Origin of the sequence: Marinobacter sp. bablab_jr003 (assembly GCF_016464245.1) — a bacterium.
Classification (GTDB): domain Bacteria; phylum Pseudomonadota; class Gammaproteobacteria; order Pseudomonadales; family Oleiphilaceae; genus Marinobacter; species Marinobacter vinifirmus.
In genome coordinates this window covers 69,483-93,222 of sequence record NZ_JADARC010000099.1, presented here as the reverse complement: position 1 = coordinate 93,222, position 23,740 = coordinate 69,483, and the positions used below count along the sequence as shown (strand labels likewise).

Sequence of the window (23,740 nt, the reverse complement as noted above, 5' to 3'; positions counted from 1 at the left end):
CGGAAGTATGAATTGACCAACTAAAACAGTCAAGTATTCAGCCTTTTCCGTCGGTGTCGGTTTCATCCCGCACGCAGTCAAAATCTTCCTCGTGCAAAGGTGGCAACTCGCCGTTCTGGTATTCGCTGTTCACCTTGCGAATGGCCTTGCACATGTTTTCGATGCGATCGTCCACCGCGTGCATGTGATCCAGCAGCGAACGCATGGCCCTGGCCACAGGATCCGGCATTTCTTCGGTAACCCCGTAGGCATCGAAGCCCATCCGCTCTTCCATCTGCTTGCGACGGACATCATCTTCGCCCTGACGCTTCACAATCACCCGGCCAGGAATGCCAACGACGGTCGCGCCCGCAGGCACCGCCTTGGTCACCACGGAATTGGACCCCACCTTAGCGCCCTCTCCCACTTCAAACGGCCCCAGGATCTTGGCACCGGCACCAACTACCACACCATTTCCGATGGTGGGATGGCGCTTGCCTTTATTCCAGCTGGTACCGCCCAGCGTAACCCCCTGATACAAGGTGACGTCGTCACCGATAACAGTGGTTTCGCCGATAACCACGCCCATACCATGATCAATAAAGAATCGCCGGCCAATGGTTGCGCCCGGATGAATCTCGATACCGGTAAACCAGCGGGCCAGGGTAGACAGGGTTCGGGCCAGCCACTTCAGCCCCAGGTTCCAGAGCCAGTGAGCCAGCCGGTGGAGCAACAAGGCATGCAAACCGGGATAGTTGGTAAGCACCTCGAAGGTGTTCCGTGCCGCCGGATCCCGATGGAATACGCTGTTGATGTCTTCCCTTAAACGCTCGAACATGACCTTATTCCCGCCCTTCGTCTGCGGAGGATTCCGCCGTCGGTTTATGCTTCATACCACCTTGCTGGGTTCCGGCGGCCTTCTGGACTGCAGAGAGTACGCCTCTCAGGATGTTTATCTCCATTTCATCCATCCGTGCCCGCTGGAACAGGCGCCTTAACCTGCTCATTAACTGACGCGGATTGTCACGGCGATGGAAATTCACATCCACCAGCACCTGCTCCAGGTGGCCAAAGAACCCTTCCACATCATTCACTGTTGCCGGCGGCACATCCCAGCCGGCATCACCCGGCGCCACCATAGCCTCAAGGTAGGGGCTGGACTCGCCCTCTTCAAGGCCCCGCAGGTACTGCATGCGCAGTTCATAGCAGATCACTTGAACCGCCATGGCCAGGTTCAGCGAACTGTAATCAGGGTTCGAGGGAATATGGATATGATAGTGGCAACGCTGAAGTTCGTCGTTCGACAGCCCGTGATTCTCCCTGCCAAATACCAGGGCCACCCGCCCCTTCGCACTGTGCTCTGATGCCATGGCCGCCGCCTGCGGCGGCGCCATCACCGGCCAGGGTACCTTGCGGCCGCGGGCGCTGGTGCCCATCACCAGGATGCAGTCCGCCAGGGCTTCATCCAGCGAAGAAACCACCCGGGCCCGGTCAAGCACATCCGAAGCACCGGCCGAACGAGCGTAGGAGGCTTCATCGGGGAAAGACGAAGGATTCACCAACCAGAGATTCCCCAGCCCCATATTCTTCATCGCCCGGGCAACCGCACCGATATTTCCGGAGTGGGAGGTTTCAACCAGAACAATCCGGACCTGATCGTTGAAAGTGTCGCTTCCTTCCTGCGGCATTGCGTGCTTGTGCATGTTCGTGGTGCCTGTGACTGGTCGTACATTCGCGGAAAAGAACCGCATGATAGCAGAAACCCGACCGTTTCCGCTCTCCGGAAATCCCGCAACTTCGCCCGAACCCCATGGTATCCGTGGATTTCCTGAGCCAAAAAACGTACAAGCGAAGGGAGTTTTTGCTATGATAGCCGGCCTTAACACACCCGGATAATGAACACTCAGATGCAACCAGCAATCAAAATGGCCCTGCGCGTTGCCCGCCAGGGATCCGACTACCTGAAAGCCCACTTCGAGCGCCAGGAACCTAACGGTAAAGATGAGTCTGACCGCCTGCGCCAGCTGGAACGGGTTGAGCAGTCCATTTACGACAACTTTGCCGAACAGCTTGAAAAGGCCTACAAAGACCACACCATCGCTCCGATGGGCGAGGCTGATGCCAACGGTAGCGATAAAAGCTGGCACATTTTCCCGGTTCTGGGGCGTGAGAACTTTGTACGGGGCATTCCCGAGTTCGCCCTGGCCCTGTCCCAGAAAAAGAACAACCGCACCGAGAACCTGCTACTGGTTAACCCGGTGACCGGCGAGGAATACTCCGCCAGCCGCGGCCATGGTGCCGCCCTGAACAGCCGCCGCGTGCGGGCTTCCGATGTAAAACTGCCAGCCAAGGCTGCAATCTCCACCAACCTTCTGGACCAGACCCGTCAGGGCGATGATCCGATGGTATGGGGCGAAATGGCCGCAACACTGGCCAGCGAAACCGCCATGTTCCGCACCTCTGGCTGCGTGGTCCTGGATATTGCCCGGGTTTCCGCTGGCCTGCTGGATGCAGCCGTTATCTTCCGCCCTGCCGCAGCTGACCTCGACCTCGGGGTTACCCTGGCTATGGAATCCGGCGCACTGACCGGCGACTTTTCCGGTAATCCCTCGGCTGGCAACGCCCGTCAGCTGATTGTGGCGAACCCGAAACTGTTCCGCGAAGTCCTGAAAGTACTGCACCCCTTCCGGGGTCGCCTGCCACGGTAAATTTACCGGGCACAAAAAAACCGCCATCCTTTCGGGTTGGCGGTTTTTTTATGCCGGGCCACAAGGGCCCGGCAGGCATGCATTACATGCGATTCAACCACTCGGGCGGCTGCTCTTCCTCCGCCTCGTCGCCGGCACCTTCCTTTGCAGGCACCATCAGGTCTTCGCGGGTTACACCCATCACCATCAGCATGTTCGCAGACACATAGATGGAGGAATAGGTACCCACAACCACACCGATCATCAGAGCCAGGGCGAAGTTGTTGATCGCCTCACCACCGAGGAAATAGAGCGCAATCAGCACCACCAGTGTCGTACCGGAGGTGTTGATCGTACGAGTGATGGTCTCGTGGATGGACTGGTTGATGATATCCCACGGCTCCCCTACCCGCATTTTCCGGAAATTCTCCCGGATACGGTCCGCCACGACGATGGTGTCGTTCAGGGAGTAACCGATAATGGCCAGCAAGGCTGCCAGAACGGTCAGGTCAAAGGTCCACTGGAACAGGGCAAACACACCCAGCACAATCAACACATCGTGGGCCAGCGGAATCACCGAGGCGATACCGAACTTGAACTGGAAACGCATACCGACGTAGATCAGTACTACGGCCAGCGCAATCAGCAGCCCCAAACCACTATCCTCTTTCAGCTCGTCACCCACCTGGGAGCCGACAAACTCGGAACTCACCAGCTCCAGCTCGGCACCCGTGCGTGACAGCACCTCGGTCACCTCGCTCGCCAGCTCATCGTTACCTGCTTCCGCCATGCGGATCAGCACGATGGTGTCGGCTCCGAAGTTCTGAACCGAGAACTGCTCGTAGCCGGCTTCCGTCAGCTGGGTACGGATTTCATCAAGGCTTGGAGCCTCGGCATATTCGAATTCGACGGAGGTGCCGCCGGTAAAGTCCATGCCGAGATTGAGGCCGCGAATGCCCAGCAACGCAATAGACGCAATTACCAGAGCGATAGAGAGCACCGAAGCAATCTTTCGGAAGCCCATGAAGTCAAACGGTTGCTTTTCGGTATCAGCCATTGGCCAGCTTCCCTCCGATCGAAAGTTTCTCGACCCTGCGGCCGCCATACACCAGGTTCACCATGCTGCGCCCGACCATCAGGCCGGTAAACATGGAGGTCAGGATACCGATACACAGGGTAACGGCGAAGCCCTTGACCGGGCCGGAGCCCATGGCGAACAGGATCACCGCCACCAGCAGCGTGGTGATGTTGGCATCGAAAATGGATACGAAGGCGCGACTGTAACCGGAGTTGATCGCGCTTTGCGGCGGCACGCCCGATTTCAGTTCTTCCTTTATGCGCTCAAAGATAAGCACATTGGCATCGACGGCCATACCCACTGTCAGAACGATACCGGCAATACCCGGCAGCGTCAGGGTGGCCGAAAGTATCGACATACACGCCACCAGCAACATCAGGTTGAGGGTCAGCGCCACGTTGGCCATCATGCCGAAGCCACGATAGAAGAACGCCATGTAGATCAGGACCAGGGCAAAACCGATCATTACCGACATCAGGCCGGCATCGATGTTCTTCTGACCCAGGCTTGGCCCGATGGTCCGCTCCTGCACAAAGTACATCGGCGCAGCCAGTGCACCGGCACGCAGCAACAGCGCGAGTTCCGCGGCTTCGGGAATGGAATCCAGGCCGGTGATACGGAAGCTGCTGCCCAGGGCAGACTGCACCGTTGCCAGGCTGATCAAGCCCTTCTCTACTACGCGCTTTTCGGTCTCGACAATCTCGCCATCGACTTCGCGGGTTTCGGTCTCGGTACGGTACTCGATAAACAGCACCGCCATCCGGCGACCGATGTTATTGCGGGTAGCGCGGTTCATCAGGTCACCACCCACAGAATCCATGGTGATGTTAACCTGCGGCTGGCCGTTCTCGTCGAACGCCTGCTGGGCATTTGCCACGTTGTTACCGGTCGCAATAACGTCCCGCTCCAGGCGGGCTGAACGATTAGGCTCATCCCGGAAGCTGAACTGCTCGGTTTCGGCAGATGCGGCGTCCTGGCGGGCTTCCATCCGGAATTCCAGGTTGGCCGTAGCACCCAGAACCCGCTTGGCCTGAGCCGTATCCTGCACGCCCGGCAGCTCCACAATAATCCGGCTCGCGCCCTGGCGCTGTACCAGCGGCTCGGCAACACCCAGCTCGTTTACCCGGTTACGGATAGTGGTCAGGTTCTGTTCCAGGGCGTATTCCTGGATGTTACGAACTTCGGCTTCAGAAAGGGCAAGCGAAATCAGGAATTCACCACCCTCGGTGCTCTCGTCGAGCAGGAATTCGTTGTAGTTGTCACGAATCAGCGTGAATGCTTCCGCCCGGGTCTCCGAATCGCGGAAACTCAGGATGATGTTGCGGTTCTCGCCCACATCACCGCCCCGGTAGCGGATGCGCTCTTCCCGCATATCCCGCTTGATCTGGCCTGACAGGGCCTCAAGGCGCTGGTTAACCGCTGTCTCCATATCCACTTCCAGCAGGAAGTGAACACCGCCACGAAGATCCAGGCCCAGCTTCATGGGGCCGGCGCCCAGACTCTGCAGCCAACCGGGAGTCGACGGAGCCATGTTCAGGGCCACCAGGTATTCCCGACCCAGGGCCGCCTGCACTGCCGGCCTCGCCCGCAACTGGTCATCGGAACTGGTCAGGCGAATCAGGGCGTCCCGCTCTTCTAGAAGGCTGGATTTGATTTCGATACCGCGGCTTTCGAGTTCGCCAAGTGCGCGGTCGAGTACACGCTGGTCTACCTCGGTGCTACCACGGGCGCCGGTGATCTGGATGGCGTAATCGTCGGGGAAAAAATTGGGTAAGGCGTAAATAAACCCGATGACCAGTGCAAACACGATCACCAGATTTTTCCAGAGAGGATACTTGTTCAGCATGGGATCCCTTTGAGCCGACTGGTCGCCGGTCTTGGTGTGTCAGCCAGTATGAATCAGCCGGCGCCACAGGGCGCCGGCGCCTGACCAGCTCAGATATCCTTCAGCGTACCCTTCGGCAGGGCGGCTGCTACAGCTACTTTCTGAACCTTGATTTCTACGTTATCGGACACTTCCAGAACGATGAAGTCGTCCGCAACCTTGGTAATGCGACCGGCTACGCCGCCGGAAGTGACAACTTCGTCACCCTTGTTCAGGCCGGACATCAGAGCTTTGTGCTCTTTTGCACGCTTGGACTGCGGGCGCCAGATCAGGAAGTAAAAGATCAGGATAAAGCCTGCGAAGAAGATGATCTGACCCATCACGCTCATACCCTGGGCGCCCGGATCCTGAGCCATGGCCAATGCAGGCATCAGAGACAGCAGACCGGCGATGAGCAGTTTGATTGATTTCATTCAGGTTCTCCGTTTATTGACTTGTCTAGGTGTAAAACTTGATCAGGAATCGCCCAGCGGCGGCACACTTTCGCCGCGTAAGGCATAGAATTCGCTTACAAAGTCGGACAATGTACCTGCTTCAATGGCGCCACGCAATCCGCTCATCAGGTTCTGATAAAAGCGCAGATTGTGGATGGTATTGAGCTGGGAGCCCAGCATTTCACCACACTTGTCCAGATGGTGCAGGTAACTCTTCGAGAAATTCTGGCAGGTGTAACAGTCACACCGTTCGTCCAGGGGCCCGGTGTCGTGCCGGTTTCTGGCATTGCGAATCTTCACGATACCGGTTGAGGTGAACAGGTAACCGTTGCGGGCATTCCGGGTGGGCATTACACAGTCGAACATATCGACACCGCGGCGCACGGCCTCAACAATATCTTCCGGGCGACCCACGCCCATCAGGTAGCGGGGCTTGTCTTCCGGCATCTTGGGCGGCAGGTGATCCAGAATGCGGATCATGTCTTCCTTCGGCTCCCCTACCGACAGGCCACCAATGGCATAGCCGTCAAACCCGATATTAGCCAGCCCTTCCAGCGAGCGGTCCCGCAGGGATTCATACATGCCGCCCTGAACGATTCCGAACAGTGCCGCCGGATTACCCTCATGGGCATTCTTGCTTCTTTCTGCCCAGCGCAGGGACAACTCCATGGATTCCTTCGCCTGCTTCTCGGTGGCAGGATAAGGCGTACACTCGTCAAAAATCATGACGATATCCGAGCCCAGGTCCCGCTGCACGCCAATGGCAATCTCCGGCGACAACTCCACTTTCGAGCCATCCACCGGTGAACGGAAGGTTACGCCCTGCTCGGTGATCTTGCGCATTTCGCCCAGACTGAATACCTGGAAACCGCCGGAGTCCGTGAGGATCGGCCCCTGCCACTGGGTGAAGTCGTGCAGGTCACCATGGGCCTTGACCACTTCCGTACCCGGCCGGAGCATCAGGTGGAAAGTGTTGCCCAGAATGATTTCCGCACCGATTTCCTTGATGTCCCGGGGCAGCATGCCCTTGACGGTACCGTAGGTGCCCACCGGCATGAACGCCGGCGTCTCGACCGTTCCCCTGGGGAAGGTCAGGCGGCCACGCCGGGCCTTGCCATCTTCTCCAAGTTTCTCGAAGCTCATGAAACAGGAATTACTCACAGGGATTCTCCACGGGATTCCGGTTGATCAGTATCGGCTTGGCCAGAGGCAGCCTGGCGCCCAAGGCTTGGCTGCTGGCCGGTCAGGAACATGGCATCACCGTAGCTGAAAAACCGGTAACGCTCCTGAACCGCCTCACGATAAGCAGACATAATATGTTCATAGCCGGAAAACGCACTAACCAGCATGATCAGCGTGGACTCCGGCAAATGGAAATTGGTGACCATCGCGTCCACCGTCTGAAAACGATAGCCGGGATAGATAAAGATATCGGTTTCACCCCGAAAGGCCGACAGCACGCCGTTCTGACTGGCGGATTCCAGCGAGCGTACCGAGGTGGTGCCCACCGCCACTACCCGACCGCCCCTGGCGCGGGCCTGATTCACGGCATCTACCGTTTCCCGGGGAACGTGGGCAACCTCACTGTGCATCACGTGGTCTTTGACGTTATCCACCCGAACCGGCTGAAAGGTACCGGCGCCTACGTGCAAGGTGACGTAGGCAAACTCAACGCCCTTTTCTTTCAGTAGCCCCAGCAGGTCATCGTCAAAGTGAAGCCCGGCGGTAGGCGCCGCCACGGCACCCGCCTCCTTGGCGTAGACGGTCTGGTAACGCTCCCGGTCTGACTGATCGTCATCCCGCTCCATATAAGGAGGCAACGGCATGTGGCCAATGCGCTCGAGCACATCAAGAATGGGTTCTTCGCTCTCGCAGACAAAGCGGAACAGCGCATCTTCCCGACCGGTCATAAGCAGGGCCGTACCATCCTCAAGCAACACCCGCTGCCCCGGCTTGGGAGACTTTGAAGAACGGGTGTGGGCCAGGATTTCGTGTTCACCGACCACTCGCTCAACCAGCACCTCTACCCGGCCACCGGTCTCCTTCTGGCCGAACAGGCGCGCGGGAATAACACGGGTATTGTTGAACACCAGAAGGTCGCCAGGCTGAAGCAGGTCAGGCAGGTCAGTAAAACGAAGGTGCCGGGTGTGGCCGGTAGGGCCATCGAGATTCAGTAAACGGGATGCACTGCGTTGTTTGAGCGGGTAACGGGCGATGAGCTCGTCCGGCAGGTCAAAGTGGAAATCAGAGACGTTCATGGGCCGGGCTATTCACGACGCCGCAGGTTGCGGCCAATAAGTGGTAGCGGCGGGCGGACTCGAACCGCCACGGGTTTTACCCCAACGGATTTTGAATCCGTCGTGTCTACCAATTTCACCACGCCGCCATCGGAGAGTGGGAGGATTATACTGACCCTGATTCTGAAAGCAACCGATCATTCATCCCAGGATGCAAGCTGTCCCGGCGCTTGCCAATTTTCAACAAATTCACGGGTTTCCGGCCGTGGCACGGGTGGCTTTTCCTGCACCACTGTACCCGTATACAGAAAGCCGACTATCGATTCGCCTTCCGCCAGCCCAAGGCCACGATGCACCTGTGCATGGTAGGTAACCGGGCCGGTGCGCCACATGCCACCGTAACCCGCATCGCGCAATGCCAGGCCGATAAATGCCATGCCGGTGGCAGCAGACATCACCTGCTCTACTTCCGGTACCTTGGGATGATGTTGCGGTGAGGCAATCCCGACAATCACCATCGGAGCCCTCAGCGGTGCTTTACGGGATTTTTCGACTTCCTGCTCACTGGCGGTTTCCGGGCAGGCAGAGGCGAACAGCTCGCCAAGGGCCTCCAGCGCCTCACCCTCTATCACCAGGTAGCGCCAGGGCCGCAACAAGGCATGGTCCGGAGCCCTTGCTGCACACTGGAAAGCCTGCTCGAGAACATCCCTGGGCGGAGCCGGGGCCTCCAGGCGGGGCTCGGAGGCACGGTCAAGCAGAAAGCGGGTAACAGAGCTCATAGACACCTGTAAGAATTGTGGCTTATACGTAATACTGCTAACCTTCAGTGTTAGCTCACTTCAAAACTACAAAAAACCGGCAGCACACAATGAGCGACCAAAAGAATTTTAGCAACTCTGTGTCTAAATCTGTGTCTGGGGCCCGGCTCTGAAATGATGAACGCACCGGCAGAATTACGCAACGCTACCGGGTCCGCCGCTAAAGTTGTGCATGGCGACCTCTCCAGCCACGAAACCGTGGCTATTCCGCCTATGCCGGATTACAGCGGCCGGATTCTCGGGTACGGCGTCAACACTGCCATTATTATTACCGGCGTGCTGCAAGGTATCTTCCCGGGCTGGATGCTTTGGCTGGTCGCAGGCACCATGCTCTGGCCCCACGCCGCACACCTGATATCCCGTCGCACCTTTCTGAGACGATCTCCCCGCATCCGGCAGAAAATGCTGTTCCTCGACTGCGTGATCGGCGGTGGCTTTATCGGAATGATCGGATTAGTCGCCATTCCTGCGGTATCCACCGTGCTTATGCTGATGTTCAGCTGCCTGATTGTCGGTGGCACACGCCAATGGCTGATAGGCACCTTGTTGATGGGCGCCGCCACGGCTGTGTCGGTTGCCAGCTTCGGTGTTGCCGAAAGCTTCCAGTCGCCACTGCTGACCAGCCTGGTCTCGGTGTTCGCAACCGGCACCTACATTTGTGTTACCGCGTACTATTCCCACCAGCAAGCCCGCGCCCTGCTCCTGGCCAAAACCCAGATCCAGAACCAGCGGGAGCAATCCATTGCCCTGTCGCATAAGCTTTCCAAATACCTGTCGCCCCAGGTCTGGCAATCCATCTTTACCGGCGAGCGGGATGTCCGGCTTGAAACCCAGCGCAAGAAGCTCGCTATTTTCTTCTCGGACATCAAGGGCTTTACCGAACTCTCCGAAGAAATGGAGCCGGAAGCGCTGACCGAACTGCTCAACCATTACTTCAACGAAATGTCGGAAGTGGCCCTGAAATACGGCGGCACCATCGACAAGTTCGTTGGCGATTCCATCATGGTCTTTTTCGGCGACCCCACCAGCCGGGGCCAGAGAGAAGATGCCTTTGCCTGCGTATCCATGGCCATCGAGATGCGCAAGCACATGAAGATCATGCGCCAGAAGTGGCGAAGCCAGGGCATCAAGACACCGTTACAGATCCGTATGGGCATCAGCACCGGCTACACCACCGTAGGCAACTTCGGCGCCGAAAACCGCATGGATTACACCATCATCGGCAAGGAAGTGAACCTCGCCAGCCGCCTGGAGTCCCTGGCGGATTCCGGCGAAATCCTGATTTCCTACGAAACCTTCTCGCTGGTGAAAGATCGCATCATGTGCCGCGACAAGGGCGAGATCACGGTAAAAGGCTTTGCCAAGCCGGTGCCGATCTATGAAGTGGTGGACTTCCGCCGGGACATGGGCCCGCACCGCAGCTTCATGGAACACGAGCACAGCGGATTTGCCATGTATATGGATTCGGAAAAGATTACCGAGAGAGAGCGCAAGGCCATACTGGCCGCCCTCGAAGACGCCGCCGACCGGCTGCGCATCGAGGAAGACAGCGAATAACCCCCGCCTTTACTGCCGTACCAGCCGCGGCCCCGGACCCTGCTCAGGGCTGGTGCTGCGCCACGGATTGATATCCAGCCCACCCCTGCGGGTATAGCGTGCACACACCGTCAGGTGTTCCGGTTTGCAGCGGGCCATCAGGTCTGTAAACACCGTTTCCACGCAGTGCTCGTGAAAGTCCTGCTTCTGGCGAAAGCTGACGATGTAGCGCAACAGGCCGGATCGATCTATCTTCTTGCCCTGATAGCGGATCAGCACCGTTGCCCAGTCCGGCTGGCCGGTGACCGGGCAGTTGCTTTTCAGCAGGTGCGAACACAGCTGCTCGCTGACCTGCTCACCGGACACCGCCAGGGACTCCGCCGAGTACTCGTACACCACATCATCTACCGGCTCGTCATCAATCAGCTCATAACCTTCCGGGCGCCCGATAGCCGGTGCCGACTCATCCACACTGAGCAGACGCACATCCACAGACGCTCCACAGGCACTGGACAGGTCAGCGGTAATGGTTTCCGCCACCTGTTCGACGGTGGAGAACACGGCCTGGTTGAGGGAATTCAGGTACAGCTTGAGCGACTTGCTTTCGATGATGGACGGTGACGCGGCAGGAAAGCGGATCTCCGCCCAGGCGACCGCCGGCACGCCACCAGGCCGAAGCCAGGAGATTTCCCAGGCTTGCCAGAGATCTTCCCCGAACCAGGGCCAGCGACCGTCTTCCAGGCCGATGCGACGCCGATTCTCTTCCCGTGCGACCGGAAACAGTAGCGAAGGATCGTACTGATCCGGGTATTCGCTGGATTTACCCAGCGGAGCGTTATGCAATGCCATGTCGTAAAGATTCCCCGATCAGTGACGGATGCCTTTGCCCCGGGCCAGCATGCGCAGTGCAACGGCAGCCAACAGGACAATAAAGACGACAATCATACCAAGGGAGATGAACGGATTAACGTCCGAAACACCCAGTATGCCGTAGCGGAACCCGTTCACCATGTACAGGATCGGGTTGATCATCGACGCCCCCTGCCAGAACGCCGGCAGCAGGTCGATGCTGTAGAAAACACCACCGAGATAGGTCAGCGGCGTGAGCACGAACGTCGGCACAATGGAGATGTCATCAAACTTGGTGGCCAGCATGGCATTGATGAAGCCGCCAAGGGAGAACAGTGCCGAGGTCAGGAACACCGTAATCACCACCATGGGCAGGTTGTGGATAGACAGCTGGGTAAACGCCAGGGACAAGAGGGTAACAATCAGTCCGATGCTCAGGCCCCGGGCCATACCACCCGCCACATAACCTGCCAGAATCGTCCAGTTGGGTACCGGCGACACCAGCAACTCCTCGATGCTGCGCTGGAACTTCATCGAAAAGAACGACGACACCACGTTAGCGTAGGAGTTGGTGATCACCGCCATCATGATCAGACCGGGCACGATGAACTGCATATAGTCGTAGCCGCCCATGTCGCCGATCCGGGAACCAATCAGGTTACCGAAGATGATGAAGTACAGGGTCATGGTGACCGCCGGCGGCAACAGCGTCTGCGGCCAGATGCGCGTGAAGCGGCGGATTTCCCGCAGGACAATGGTCTGGAAGGCGATCCAGAGGGCCTGAATGGTCATGCTTTCACCCCCGCACCGTTTTCGGCTGCCCGGGCATTGTCTTCGACCATTCGCACAAACAGCTCCTCCAGCCGGTTGGCCTTGGTACGCATACTCACCACTTTGATTCCTTGACGTTCCAGTTCGACAAACAGGGAGTTCAGGCTCTGACCTTTCTCCACATCGACTTCCAGGGCGCCGTCTTCGTTAAGACTGCTACGGAAGCCGTCCAGTTCCGGCGCGGAATCCATCAATTGTTCTGTATCCAGAACAAAGGTTTCCACGTTCAGCTGCTGCAGCAGTTCCCGCTTGCTGGTGTGCCGGATAATCTCGCCGTGGTCGATAATGGCGATGTTACGGCACAGGGCTTCCGCCTCTTCGAGGTAATGGGTGGTCAGGATAATGGTGGTGCCCTGGCGGTTCATCTCTTCCAGGAACTGCCACATAGAGCGCCGTAATTCGATGTCGACACCGGCGGTCGGCTCGTCAAGAATCAGCAACCTGGGTTCATGCACCAGCGCCCGGGCAATCATCAGGCGCCGCTTCATACCGCCGGACAGCATGCGGGACGGGGTGTCACGCTTGTCCCACAAACCAAGCTTGCGCAGGTATTTTTCGGCAGAAACCCTGGCCTGCTTCAGGGGAATGCCGTAATACCCGGCCTGGGTGGTGACGATATCAATGACTTTCTCGAACTGGTTGAAGTTGAACTCCTGTGGCACCACACCAAGGTTCAGCTTGGCGCCCGAGAGATCCGTATCGATATCGTGGCCAAACACCCTCACCTTGCCGCCACTCTTGTTCACCAGGGACGACACTATGCCCAGGGTCGTGGATTTGCCGGCACCATTGGGGCCCAGCAGGGCGAAAAAGTCCCCTTCCCTGACTTTCAGATCGATTCCCTTCAGGGCCCGGAAGCCATCGCCGTAGCTTTTCTCCAGCCCTTCGATTTCGAGTGCAAAGGTCATAAACCGTACCGTTTCCGAAATTTGCCTGGCAAGCCAGGCAAAAAAGTAGAGAGCTATTGAATTGTGGCAAAAGGCGGTATTTCAAGGCCGGGGATTACAACCCGGGCAGCAGGCCAAACCCCCAAACTGCGACAGGATTCCCGATATACTCCAGGCACCGTCCCTATAATGCCGTTACAACAACTTACAAGACACCTGTCACCAGGCATCGGGTGCATCAGGTCAACGCGAAGGGATTGTACGACATACCATGAAACTCGTTCACCTTACCCGCCTGTTTCTTCCACTTTCCGCTGCCGTGGTTTGCACCGGCTGCCTGGACAGCGGCGGCTCCGGCTCTGACGACACCCGCATCGGGCGAATCAATTACCAGGGCCTCAGCGGACTGACCTACACCACCAACAGCCAGAGCGGTGAAACCAACGAAGCCGGCGAGTTCCGCTACTATCCCGGTGAAACCCTGTCATTGAAAGTGGGCAAGTTACCGGTCATCGATAACGTTCCGGCACAGGATTTTGTCAGCTTCCTGGATTTTCAGCCGGAACTGCGGGAAGCCTTGAAAACCGCCAGCGTGAACGATCGCGGCCTGAAAGATCACCGGCCGGTGGAAGCCAGATTGCTCCCGAACAACACCGAGTTGCAAAACCGCACACGGTTCCTGCTGGCACTGGACTGGTCCGGCAACGTGAGCGAAGGCGAAGGCATCGACATTCGCCCGAGAGTGATCGAGCAGCTGAATGCAGCGATTAACGATCCGGATATCCCCGACACCCTGGATTTCACCGTGAGCGCCCAGGACTTTGCCGCGGCAGATTCGCCAGCAAACCGCATTCTGCAAAGCATCTGTTTCTACCCTGAGGGTGACCGCCTCTGTGGCGCGCCGCCCAGCCCGCAAGAGATTGAGGCGGCACCGTCCCGCCCTGAAAACGACGAGGACCTGGACCCGAACACCGTTTATAAAGAAGACCTGCAATCCCTGGCCGACCGAATCCGCGAAGCCGTCAGAACCTTGGAAGATGTCGACAGTGAGCAGGCTGAAAACTACCTTGAGCGGGAGTTGGCGAGCATCTCCAGCCATTACGGCCGCCGTTACTACCTGAAAGACTACCTTGCCAGCCATCCTGCCAGCGACACCGGCATCAAAAACATCGGAATCCGAAAAATCGGTGGCGAGGCGGCGTTAGCCGAAATCGAGGCAGTCAGCACCCGACCGAATGATATCGCGGTGCACTCCTGGAGCTGGCAGACGGCGGAAGTAGAGTACTATGTGGCGGGCGACACCGGTGGTGAATCCGACATCCGGATCAACTTCAGGCCCGAAAACACCTACCGGTGGATTACCAAGGATATCCGGGTAATTATCGACTGAGCAGCTTGCCCAGCGACCAGCGGGACTCGGCTCCGGTCACATCATAGCCGGCCGGGTCCAGCCCTTCCGCACCATGGGGCAAGCACTCTTTAACAGACAGCATCGCCTCTCCGGATTTCGATTCGTTATAGCTGGCCAGATCGATAATCTTTGCCGTTTTACGGGACTGGCGACCGGCATCCTGCATCACCATGACACTGGGCCACAGCCGCCGTTCCGGCGAATGGGAAATCACAATGCCCCGCTGCCCGTCTGACAGCTCCACCAGGCTGCCGGTGGGGTAAACCCCGATTGCCTTGATGAAGGCCTCGACCAGGTCATCCTGAAACTCGATGTTACGCATTTCGTAAAGCATCGACACCGCTTTCGCCGGCGTCAGTGAATCGCGGGTTTCGCGGGGCGTAATCAGCGATTCGAAAAACTCGGCAATACCGGCCACCTTGGCCAGCAACGGAATTCTGTCGCCTTTCAGCCCTTGAGGGAAACCGGAACCGTTATGGCGCTCTCGATGGTTCTGAACCACTGTCATCACTGCCCGGGACAGCCCCGAGTTTTGCAAAAGCGCCACACCTCGCTCGATATAACCGCGATAGTGTGCGTACTCTTCCGCAGAAAGCTGTTGCTCACGCTCAACCAGGTCTTTTGGCAGCGCAGTCTTACCTACCTGGGACAACAGGCAGCCCATCGCCAGGTGGTTGAGCAAACCTTCATTCAAGCCCAGTTGACGACCACAAACCAACGCCCAAACCGCTGTATTCAGGGCGTGCTGGTAAAGAAAATCATCATAGTGGCGGGTGCGGCTGAGCCACAGCAAAGCACTGGGCTGACGCACGACACTGGCGACCATCTTGCGGGTAAGATCGGCTACCGGCCGCAAATCAGGGGCCTTGGCGGAGCGAATAGCATTAAAAACCTTCTGAAGAGCCGCCTCGCCATCGTCGAGAAGTTCCCGCGAAGCCTTTATTTCTTTACGCAGAGGTACCGTAACCTGGTGGCTGACCGGTTCGCGGATACTCAGTGGCGGCAGTTTCAGCTCGTTCCGGCCATTACCCCGCCCGGAAGCCCGCTGGCTGAACAGACGGACATTGCCCTCTTCCTGGTCAACCTTCTGCCGCGCTTCGGCAACATCTACCTTGACCCACTTGCAATGGGAATGCAGGGCCCGGATATCACTCTGGGAACGAATGTAGAACCCCTGAATGGGGAATGGCGTCTGGTGCCATGGACGATCGAGATCCGACACAAACATGCCGATCTCGAGGTCATGTACCATTATCTGTTTTTGACTTACGCCCACCGCACACCTCGGCTCAAGCTTTTGACACTATTTTACAGTTTGCCACTTCCGCAAAAAGACGCCACCTTAATTTAGTAGCTATCCGTCAATGTACATCGCCGCCAGGTAACTCAGTTTATCTTTGTGAAACAAACTGTATCCGCGGGACACCCGTCACAGGTTCGCTCAGGCGGATCACTCTGCCTTGCACCGGGATTCATCAAAAGCCGGCAAGCGCGCACTCAAAGAGCCTCTGGGTACCCGCCTGGCGAACACGGTATAAGCCACCGCTGAGGCGCGGATGTAATCGACGTTAACTTCTTCGTCTCCCCGAACTATTTGCCGCTGCGCAGGCTCGCAGGAAACCTGCAAAGAAAACTGGCCGCCCAGCTCCGCAATGCGCCCGGCTCCGTCCGGGGATGAAACTGTCATACACGCGGTGGTGCCGGATGCCGGCTGGCCTGAACCCGCCACAGTGTCCCGGGCCGGATCTGCACAGGCCCGGATGCCATCTCCGCACTCCCCTGCCTGGTCATGACTGTCATCAGCCAGCCGCCAGACCCGCTCGCTGCACTCCGTTTCCACCTTCATGGTGGTGGACTTGTCAGACAGCAACCACCAGTCAGGGTAGTCGGCGCTATCCCAGTGCACCCTCACCTGGCGGCTTTCGCCGGCCGAATTCTCCGCTGGAAACATGGCGTAGTGGGTGTAATAGCTGGCACACCCCGACAACCCGAGCGGGGGCAGGAGTGGCAGTCCAAAAATCACAACACTTCGGGCGATCGACGGGCATTTCATCAGTAAAAACCTTCCTTGCTTGACTCACTCCATTATCGACGGCCTGCCGTTTTTATCTACGTACTACTCATCATTCTAAGGCACCAAATTATTCCAAAAGGGTTATTGACTCCGATGCTGATAGTAATGAGAATGGTTGACGTTTATAGTTGCTTGTAAGATTCATCCACATACAGGCCCAAAGTCCAAAGGAACGAAACCATGCGAATGAAACTTGCCGCTACCGCTGCCATCGCCCTGACGGCCCTGCCCCTGACCGCTTCGGCAGACGGCGAAGTAAATATCTATTCTTACCGCCAGGCTTACCTGCTTGAACCTCTGTTGAATGCCTTTACTGACGAAACCGGCGTCAAAACCAACGTGGTTTTCGCCAAGCAGGGCCTTGCAGAGCGCCTGGAGCGTGAAGGCCGCAACAGCCCGGCAGATATCGTAATGACGGTCGATATCTCCCGCATTAACGAGCTGGTCGAGAAAGACCTGGTTGCCGGTGTTGAGTCAGACACGCTGAACAAGAACATTCCGGAAAACCTGCGCCACCCGGAAGGCAAGTGGTATGCACTGACTACCCGTGGCCGCCTGATTTTCACCTCCAAAGAGCGTGTGGAAGCCGGTGAAATCGCCAGCTACGAAGACCTGGCCGATGACAAGTGGGAAGGCCGCATCTGTACCCGCAGTGGCAAGCACCCGTACAACATCGCCCTGATTTCTTCGATGATTGCCCACCATGGCGAGGAAGCGACACGGGAATGGCTGGAAGGCGTTAAAGAAAACCTGGCCCGCAAACCGCAAGGTGGCGACCGCGACCAGATCAAAGCCATCGCCGAAGGCGTATGTGACGTAGCCATTGGTAACAGCTACTACTATGGCAACATGCTGATGGATGAAAACCAGCGCCCGATTGCCGAACAGGTGAACCTGGTATTCCCGAACGCTGAAGGCCGCGGCACCCACGTTAATATCAGCGGTATCTCCCTGACCAAGAGCGCTCCCAACAAGGACAACGCCATCAAACTGATGGAGTTCCTGTCATCGCCGAGCGCCCAGCGTATCTACGCCGAGGCAAACACCGAGTACCCGGCTAACCCGGAAGTGAAGCCCACCGGCCTGGTGGCTGAATGGGGTGAGATCAACCCTGATGGCCTGTCTCTCCAGGAGATTGCCAACAACCGAAACGCCGCAGTAAAACTGGTCGACACCGTGGATTACGACGGCTGATCCATCAGTAACTGATCGATAGCTTTTATAGCTGACTCGAAAGGTGCTCCGGAGGGTTCCGGGGCACCTTTTCTTTTAGCAGGACAAAAGGAAATGACCCGCATCATTGCAGGGAGCATGCTCAGTATCTAAAATCGGAACACTTCTCATCACCACTATCAGAACGGATCACTCATGACAGAGGTCGTTACCAGCGCCAACCCGGGTCTTTCGCAACCATTGCTGGCCAAACGAACCTCCAAACGATGGATGATCAGCGCACTGGTCACTACCGCCATCGTAGCCTTACCCGTTCTGTCGGTGATTGTCCTGGCCCTGTTCCCGGAAGAGAACATCTGGCCGCACCTCCTGGAAACTACCCTGCCCCGCTACCTGGTGACCACCATCAAACTGATGATCGGTGTGGGCGTAATCACACTGGCCATCGGGCTGGCAACGGCCTGGGCCGTCACCATGTGCGAATTTCCCGGCCGCAAGTTTTTCGAATGGGCGCTGATGCTGCCCTTTGCGGTGCCCGCCTACGTGATCGCCTATGTTTATACCAGCCTGCTGGATTACGCGGGCCCGGTTCAGATTGCCCTGAGGGACTGGTTTGGCTGGCAAAGCGCCGCCGACTACTGGTTTCCGGAAATACGCAGCCTGGGCGGCGCGACCATCATGATCGGACTCGTACTGTACCCCTACGTGTACCTGCTCGGCCGCGCCGCGTTTCTTGAACAGTCCCCATCACTGTTTGCGGTCAGCCGCAGCCTTGGCCATTCTGCCCTGAGCACCTTTTTCAAGGTAGTGTTGCCCATTGCGCGCCCGGCCATCGCCGTAGGCTTGTCGCTGGTGTTGATGGAAACCCTGAACGACTTCGGCACCGTGGACTTCTTTGCGGTACAAACCCTCACCGCAGGCCTGTTCGATACCTGGATGAACCTGGGCAATCTGGGGGGAGCCGCGCAGATCGCCACCACCATGCTGATGTTCGTGGTACTGCTGGTGACGCTGGAACGCTATTCCCGCCGCCGGCAGCAACAGTTTGCCGCCCGGGACAACCGTGAGCCGCTGCACCGGTTCACCATGTCTTTCCCGCGCCAGATGATTTGCGTGGTGGTGTGTGCCGTACCACTGGTACTGGGCTTTGTCATTCCCGGTGCAACGCTCGGCTACTACGCCTGGGAATATTTCGATGTAAGCTGGAACCCCGACTTCCTGCGCAACACCATGAACAGCCTGTTCCTGTCCGGCTCGGCCGCCCTGACCACGCTGGTAATCGGGGTAACCCTGGCCTACAGCCGCCGGCTGCACAACACCCGTGGCATGCAGGTGCTGATGCGCCTGTCCTCATTGGGGTATGCCATGCCCGGTGCCGTATTGGCAGTCGGTGTGATCGTCCCCCTGGCCGGGTTTGATAACTGGCTGGATTCCCTGATGCGGGATTACCTGGGAGTCAGTACCGGCCTGCTGCTCAGCGGCAGTGCCTTTGCCCTGATCTTCGCCTACACCGTTCGCTTTCTGGCAGTATCAGCCGGCAGCGTGGAAAGCGCCCTGCAGAAAGTAACCCCAAGCATGGATATGGCGTCCCGCTCACTGGGCCACAGCCCCGGCAAAACCCTTGTGAAAGTCCACCTGCCGATGCTCAGGGGTACACTGATTACGGCGGCACTGGTGGTCTTCGTGGACTGCATGAAGGAGCTGCCGGCAACGCTGATACTGAGGCCTTTCAACTATGAAACCCTGGCCACTTACGTGTATCAGTTTGCGTCTGACGAGCAGCTTTACCATAGCGCACTGCCGGCGCTGATCATTGTACTGGCCGGTATCATCCCGATTATTCTGATGAACCGCTCCATCTCCAATTCCCGCTCCATGGCTTAGGGCCGGTTTTCAACTGGCGCAAAAAACAAAGGCCCGGCAATTTGCCGGGCCTTTGTCGTTCACCATCAATCCTGCAGCCGTTACTGCCAGATTACCGGCTGCTTCTGGGCATACCAGTTATCCACCTTCGTCTGGTAGGCATCCTCCACCACGTTACGCTTGAGCTTCAGCGTGGGTGTCAGGAAGCTGTTCTCGATGGACCATTCATCGCTGACAACCGTGATGAACGCCAGCTGCTCGTGGGGATCCACCGTCTTGTTCACGTCGGCAATCAGCTTCTTGAAGCTTTCCTCGATTTCCTTCCGGAAACCGGCGTCGGCCATCTGAGGACGGATTTCCTCGCCCAGCAGCACCAGCGCATGGGGCTGGGTCTGGTTGGCACCAGAAACGCACACCATCTCAATGGCATCGTGAGCCATCAGGCGGTTCTCGATCGGTGCCGGGGCAATGTACTTGCCTTTGCTGGTTTTGAAGATCTCCTTGATGCGGCCGGTCAGCTTGAGACGACCCATTTCGTCGATTTCGCCCTTGTCACCGGTTTTCAGGAAGCCGTCCTCGGTGAAGGTTTCCCGGGTTTTCTCCTCGTCCTTGTAATAGCCCATCATGGTGGCCGGGCTCTTCACCAGCACCTCGCCCTGCTCGCTGATTCTAACTTCAACGCCGGGCAGCGCCTCGCCAACATAACCGGTCCGGGTACGGCCGGGCTTGTTCATGTGGGAGTAGGCAAAGTTCTCGGACATGCCGTAGCCTTCCAGCAGCTCCAGCCCGAGGTTGCGGTACCAGTCGAGCACATCGTTGGACAGCGGCGCCGAACCGGAGCCTGCCAGCTTGACCTTGTCGAGTCCCAGCCCCTTGAGCACTTTTTTCTTGATCAGCTTGCTGACCACGGGGATCTTCAGCAAACGCTCGAGCTTCTGCTTCGGCACCTTCTGCAGCACGCCATGCTGGAACTTCACCCACAGGCGGGGTACAGACAGGAACAGGGTCGGCTGTGCACGCTGCAGGTCCTGGACAAAGGTATCCAGTGACTCGGCAAAATACAGCTCGAACCCGGCGTACAGTGAGCCAAGCTCCACAAAGGTCCGCTCGAACACGTGGGCAAGCGGCAGGTAAGACAACATCCGCTCACCCGGGCCCACGCCCAGGGTTTCGATGCCACCGGCGGCAGCAAAGGCCATGTTATTGAAACTCAGCATCACACCTTTTGGCCGGCCGGTACTGCCGGAAGTGTAAACAATGGTGGCCAGCTCTTCGGGCTCACGCTCGGTCTTGCCCTCCAGCGGCGGATACTTGGCAACGATATCGTCCCAGGTTTCAAAATCATTGGGCGGGCTGAGGGGGTAGGAAATGCAGCGCACGGAATCCGGCACGCCGGGCTTCATCATGTCCCAGTCGTCCAGCTTGCCTACAAACAGGACTTCACACCCGGCATGGTCGAGGATGTAGTTGACGGTATCGGCATTCAGGGTGGGATACAGTGGCACGGAGATATGGCCGGCCATCCAGATTGCCCAGTCGGTCATCACCCATTGGGCACAGTTCTTGGAAATCAGGCCGATACGGCTTTTTTCCGGCAGGTTAAGAGACTTCAGGTACGATGCCATCCGGCGGGCTTCGTCTACCGCCCGGCCCCAGGTGTATTGCACCACCTTGCCATCGCCGATGGGCTGGGTCATATAGAGGGAGTCCGCCATTGTGGCCTCCCGGTGGTAAACCATTTCCAGGGGAAGTTTCTTTGCTGTGTCCATGGACCTTCCTGCTTTGTCTTTATAGTTTTCAGAGTTGCGTTTTTAGTGTTATCCGTGGCCTGAGTAGCCATTACGACTTTAGTAGCCTATTTGAACACACCTTCACTCGTCAAAACGTGATGAATGCAAAATTATCTGCAGTTCAATACATTGAGGAAAAACAACCGATAAAGTTCATCGCAATCGCTACCCCGAACCCCGCAACCCTGTGGTAAACTTGCGAACTTTGAAAATTTTCCACCCCGTTCCAATGGGAAACCTGCAAAAGACCCGGAGATCGGCATATGGCCAAGAAAACTCTGCGTACCCTGATCGGCGCGTCGCTGCTCGCCGCTGCAAGCCTGGTTCAGGCAGAAGACACTCGTGTAGTTGCCATCACCCAGATTGTTGAACACCCGGCACTGGATGCCGCCCATCAGGGCGTGGTCGACGAGCTGGCCGAACGTGGTTACCGTGAAGGCGAAAACCTGCGCCTTATGCACGAAAGTGCCCAGGGCAACTCGGCTATCGCATCCCAGATCGCACGCAAGTTTGTGGGTGAAAGCCCGGACGTCATCGTGGCCATTGCCACACCGTCTGCCCAGACAGTTGCCGCAGCCGCCCGGGAAATTCCCGTTGTCTTCTCTGCCGTAACCGACCCGGTTGCCGCCAAGCTGGTTAAGAGCTGGGAAGCACCTGGCGCTAACATCACCGGCGTAAGCGACATGCTGCCGATCGAAAAGCACCTGGATATGCTCCAGCGTGTAATGCCGGATGCCAAGCGTATCGGTACCGTATACAACCCGGGCGAAGCCAATGCTGCTGCCCTGGTCGAACTGTTGGAAGAGCGCCTGAGTGCCCGTGGACTGGAGCTTGTTAAAGGCGCTGCCACCAAGACTTCCGAAGTACTGGGCGCTGCCCGCTCCCTGGTTGGCAAGGCCGATGCCATCTACCTGACCACCGACAACACCGTTATCAGTGCAGCTGAAGCGGTTATTTCCGTAGGCGAGCGCGCCAAGATCCCGGTCTTTGCCGCCGACACCGCTACCGTAGAGCGCGGTGCGGTTGCAGCCCTGGGCTTCAACTACTACAACCACGGCCGCCAGACCGGCGCCATGGTAGCCCGCGTACTTGAAGGTGCCAGCACCGCAGACATGCCGGTGGAAATCATGGAAGAGCTGGACCTGTATGTGAATCCTGAAGCTGGTGAGCGCATGGGCATTACCCTGTCTGAAGACCTCATCCAGGAAGCAGTAAAAGTCGTCAAGAACGACAAGTAACGCCTGACCAACACGGGCGGACCCCAAAAGGGCCCGCCCGTTTTCTTTCACGGTGAATCCATACCCATGCTCAGCGAAATTGCTTTTTACGGCGCACTCGAAACCGGCCTCATTTATGGCCTGGTTGCTTTTGGTATCTATATCTCTTTCCGTGTTCTGGACTTTCCCGACCTGACGGTAGACGGCAGCTTTCCCCTTGGCGCTGCTGTGGCAGCCGTATTGCTGCTGGAAGGCTGGAACCCCTGGCTGGCCACAGGCTGTGCCGTCCTTGCAGGCATGGCCGCCGGCGCGGTGACTGCCATCCTGAACGTTAAACTGAACATTCTTAACCTGCTGGCCTCCATCCTGACGATGATTGCGCTTTATTCGGTTAACCTGCGCATCATGGGGCGGCCCAATATTGCGCTGCTTACCGAAGAAACCGTGCTGACCCCCTGGTACGACTTGGGGCTGGATTACCACCAGGTTCCGGTACTGCTGTTCGTGATCGTGGTTTTTGTGTCACTGATCCTGCTCTGGCGTTTCATGAAATCCGAAACCGGCCTGGCCATGCGCGCCACCGGCGCCAACGCCCGAATGGCGCGCGCCCAGGGCATCGCGACTGGCGGCATGATCATTCTCGGCGTTGCCCTCTCTAACGGCCTGGTTGGCCTGGCCGGCGCCCTGTTCGCCCAGAGCCAGGGCGCGGCAGACGTGACCATGGGCGTTGGTGTGATCGTTATCGGCCTGGCCTCGCTGATTGGCGGCGAAGCGGTTATCACACCGTCTACGGTTATCCGGGCCCTGCTGGCCTGCGTGATTGGTGCCATCATCTACCGCCTTGCGATCGCCTTTGCCCTGAATGCCGACATTCTGGGTTTGCAGGCACAGGACCTGAACCTGATCACCGCAGTGCTGGTAACCCTGGCCATTGTTCTGCCGGGCGTGCGCACCAATATCGCCAACCGCTTCACCCGCAAGAAAGCCTGAG

Annotated in this window: 21 protein-coding genes and 1 tRNA gene; 7 read left to right on the top strand and 15 right to left on the bottom strand. The window is 57.8% G+C overall.

What is annotated here, in order from left to right; translation table 11 throughout:
- Positions 1 to 37 precede the first annotated feature (37 nt).
- The gene (cysE, locus tag H3Z84_RS09825; protein WP_058340527.1) at positions 38 to 817 is read right to left on the bottom strand and encodes a serine O-acetyltransferase; all 780 of its coding nucleotides are present in this window, start codon (positions 815 to 817) and stop codon (positions 38 to 40) included.
- Between the two features lie 4 nt (positions 818 to 821).
- Entirely contained in the window at positions 822 to 1,682 is an 861-nt protein-coding gene (gene trmJ / locus H3Z84_RS09820; protein WP_199457323.1) for a tRNA (cytosine(32)/uridine(32)-2'-O)-methyltransferase TrmJ, read from the bottom strand.
- Positions 1,683 to 1,886: 204 nt separating this feature from the next.
- Here trmJ and H3Z84_RS09815 point away from each other — a divergent pair, with 204 nt between their 5' ends.
- A complete protein-coding gene (locus H3Z84_RS09815) occupies positions 1,887 to 2,687 on the top strand; it encodes an inositol monophosphatase family protein (RefSeq protein ID WP_036219547.1) in 801 nt (266 codons plus the stop codon).
- Positions 2,688 to 2,769: 82 nt separating this feature from the next.
- On the opposite strand, the gene secF is transcribed toward H3Z84_RS09815, so the two are convergent.
- From secF to H3Z84_RS09780, 7 genes are all read right to left on the bottom strand, one after another.
- On the bottom strand, positions 2,770 to 3,723 hold the full coding sequence (secF, locus tag H3Z84_RS09810) for a protein translocase subunit SecF (protein WP_058340526.1): 954 nt from the start codon (positions 3,721 to 3,723) through the stop codon (positions 2,770 to 2,772).
- On the bottom strand, positions 3,716 to 5,590 hold the full coding sequence (gene secD / locus H3Z84_RS09805; RefSeq protein ID WP_199457322.1) for a protein translocase subunit SecD: 1,875 nt from the start codon (positions 5,588 to 5,590) through the stop codon (positions 3,716 to 3,718). The genes secF and secD overlap by 8 nt, the downstream gene beginning before the upstream one ends.
- A gap of 89 nt (positions 5,591 to 5,679) precedes the next feature.
- Positions 5,680 to 5,985: a preprotein translocase subunit YajC gene (gene yajC / locus H3Z84_RS09800; protein ID WP_227498326.1), complete on the bottom strand. Its 306-nt coding sequence runs from the start codon at positions 5,983 to 5,985 to the stop codon at positions 5,680 to 5,682.
- A gap of 99 nt (positions 5,986 to 6,084) precedes the next feature.
- Positions 6,085 to 7,206, bottom strand: a complete 1,122-nt coding sequence (gene tgt, locus H3Z84_RS09795; RefSeq protein WP_199457384.1) for a tRNA guanosine(34) transglycosylase Tgt — start codon at positions 7,204 to 7,206, stop codon at positions 6,085 to 6,087.
- 14 nt (positions 7,207 to 7,220) lie between these two features.
- Positions 7,221 to 8,321, bottom strand: a complete 1,101-nt coding sequence (gene queA / locus H3Z84_RS09790) for a tRNA preQ1(34) S-adenosylmethionine ribosyltransferase-isomerase QueA (protein WP_199457321.1) — start codon at positions 8,319 to 8,321, stop codon at positions 7,221 to 7,223.
- Positions 8,322 to 8,362: 41 nt separating this feature from the next.
- Positions 8,363 to 8,449, bottom strand: a tRNA-Leu gene (locus tag H3Z84_RS09785).
- Positions 8,450 to 8,497: 48 nt separating this feature from the next.
- Positions 8,498 to 9,079 (bottom strand): nitroreductase, encoded by a 582-nt coding sequence (locus H3Z84_RS09780; RefSeq protein WP_058340523.1) that lies wholly within the window; start codon positions 9,077 to 9,079, stop codon positions 8,498 to 8,500.
- Positions 9,080 to 9,232: 153 nt separating this feature from the next.
- On the opposite strand from H3Z84_RS09780, the gene H3Z84_RS09775 reads away from it, so the two are divergent.
- Positions 9,233 to 10,675 carry an adenylate/guanylate cyclase domain-containing protein gene (locus tag H3Z84_RS09775; protein WP_199457320.1) on the top strand — a complete coding sequence of 481 codons (1,443 nt, stop codon included), beginning with the start codon at positions 9,233 to 9,235 and terminating at the stop codon, positions 10,673 to 10,675.
- Between the two features lie 9 nt (positions 10,676 to 10,684).
- Here the strand turns inward: H3Z84_RS09775 and queF are convergent, their stop codons facing one another.
- The 3 genes from queF to H3Z84_RS09760 are packed head-to-tail and all read right to left on the bottom strand — an operon-like array spanning position 10,685 to position 13,242.
- A complete protein-coding gene (gene queF, locus H3Z84_RS09770; protein ID WP_022989191.1) occupies positions 10,685 to 11,503 on the bottom strand; it encodes an NADPH-dependent 7-cyano-7-deazaguanine reductase QueF in 819 nt (272 codons plus the stop codon).
- 18 nt (positions 11,504 to 11,521) lie between these two features.
- Entirely contained in the window at positions 11,522 to 12,295 is a 774-nt protein-coding gene (locus H3Z84_RS09765) for an ABC transporter permease (protein ID WP_022989190.1), read from the bottom strand.
- Positions 12,292 to 13,242 carry an ABC transporter ATP-binding protein gene (locus H3Z84_RS09760; protein WP_199457319.1) on the bottom strand — a complete coding sequence of 317 codons (951 nt, stop codon included), beginning with the start codon at positions 13,240 to 13,242 and terminating at the stop codon, positions 12,292 to 12,294. Before H3Z84_RS09760 ends, H3Z84_RS09765 begins: the two co-directional genes overlap by 4 nt.
- A 250-nt stretch (positions 13,243 to 13,492) precedes the next feature.
- Here H3Z84_RS09760 and H3Z84_RS09755 point away from each other — a divergent pair, with 250 nt between their 5' ends.
- The gene (locus H3Z84_RS09755) at positions 13,493 to 14,611 is read left to right on the top strand and encodes an organic solvent ABC transporter permease (protein WP_199457318.1); all 1,119 of its coding nucleotides are present in this window, start codon (positions 13,493 to 13,495) and stop codon (positions 14,609 to 14,611) included.
- Here H3Z84_RS09755 and H3Z84_RS09750 read toward each other — a convergent pair.
- Positions 14,601 to 15,908, bottom strand: coding sequence for an HD-GYP domain-containing protein (locus tag H3Z84_RS09750; RefSeq protein WP_199457317.1), 1,308 nt, complete (start codon positions 15,906 to 15,908; stop codon positions 14,601 to 14,603). The two genes, H3Z84_RS09755 and H3Z84_RS09750, sit on opposite strands and share 11 nt — an antisense overlap.
- Before the next feature lie 174 nt (positions 15,909 to 16,082).
- Positions 16,083 to 16,685 (bottom strand): hypothetical protein, encoded by a 603-nt coding sequence (locus tag H3Z84_RS09745; protein ID WP_199457316.1) that lies wholly within the window; start codon positions 16,683 to 16,685, stop codon positions 16,083 to 16,085.
- 201 nt (positions 16,686 to 16,886) lie between these two features.
- Here H3Z84_RS09745 and H3Z84_RS09740 point away from each other — a divergent pair, with 201 nt between their 5' ends.
- Together H3Z84_RS09740 and H3Z84_RS09735 are read left to right on the top strand one after the other, a co-directional pair.
- A complete protein-coding gene (locus tag H3Z84_RS09740) occupies positions 16,887 to 17,900 on the top strand; it encodes a Fe(3+) ABC transporter substrate-binding protein (RefSeq protein ID WP_058340517.1) in 1,014 nt (337 codons plus the stop codon).
- 174 nt (positions 17,901 to 18,074) lie between these two features.
- Positions 18,075 to 19,763, top strand: coding sequence for an ABC transporter permease (locus H3Z84_RS09735; RefSeq protein ID WP_022989184.1), 1,689 nt, complete (start codon positions 18,075 to 18,077; stop codon positions 19,761 to 19,763).
- Between the two features lie 80 nt (positions 19,764 to 19,843).
- On the opposite strand, the gene H3Z84_RS09730 is transcribed toward H3Z84_RS09735, so the two are convergent.
- Positions 19,844 to 21,511 (bottom strand): AMP-binding protein, encoded by a 1,668-nt coding sequence (locus tag H3Z84_RS09730; protein ID WP_199457315.1) that lies wholly within the window; start codon positions 21,509 to 21,511, stop codon positions 19,844 to 19,846.
- Between the two features lie 284 nt (positions 21,512 to 21,795).
- Between H3Z84_RS09730 and H3Z84_RS09725 the strand changes: the two genes are divergently transcribed.
- Positions 21,796 to 22,770, top strand: a complete 975-nt coding sequence (locus H3Z84_RS09725) for an ABC transporter substrate-binding protein (RefSeq protein ID WP_022989182.1) — start codon at positions 21,796 to 21,798, stop codon at positions 22,768 to 22,770.
- A 66-nt stretch (positions 22,771 to 22,836) separates the two neighbouring features.
- A complete protein-coding gene (locus H3Z84_RS09720; protein WP_022989181.1) occupies positions 22,837 to 23,739 on the top strand; it encodes an ABC transporter permease in 903 nt (300 codons plus the stop codon).
- Position 23,740 lies beyond the last annotated feature (1 nt).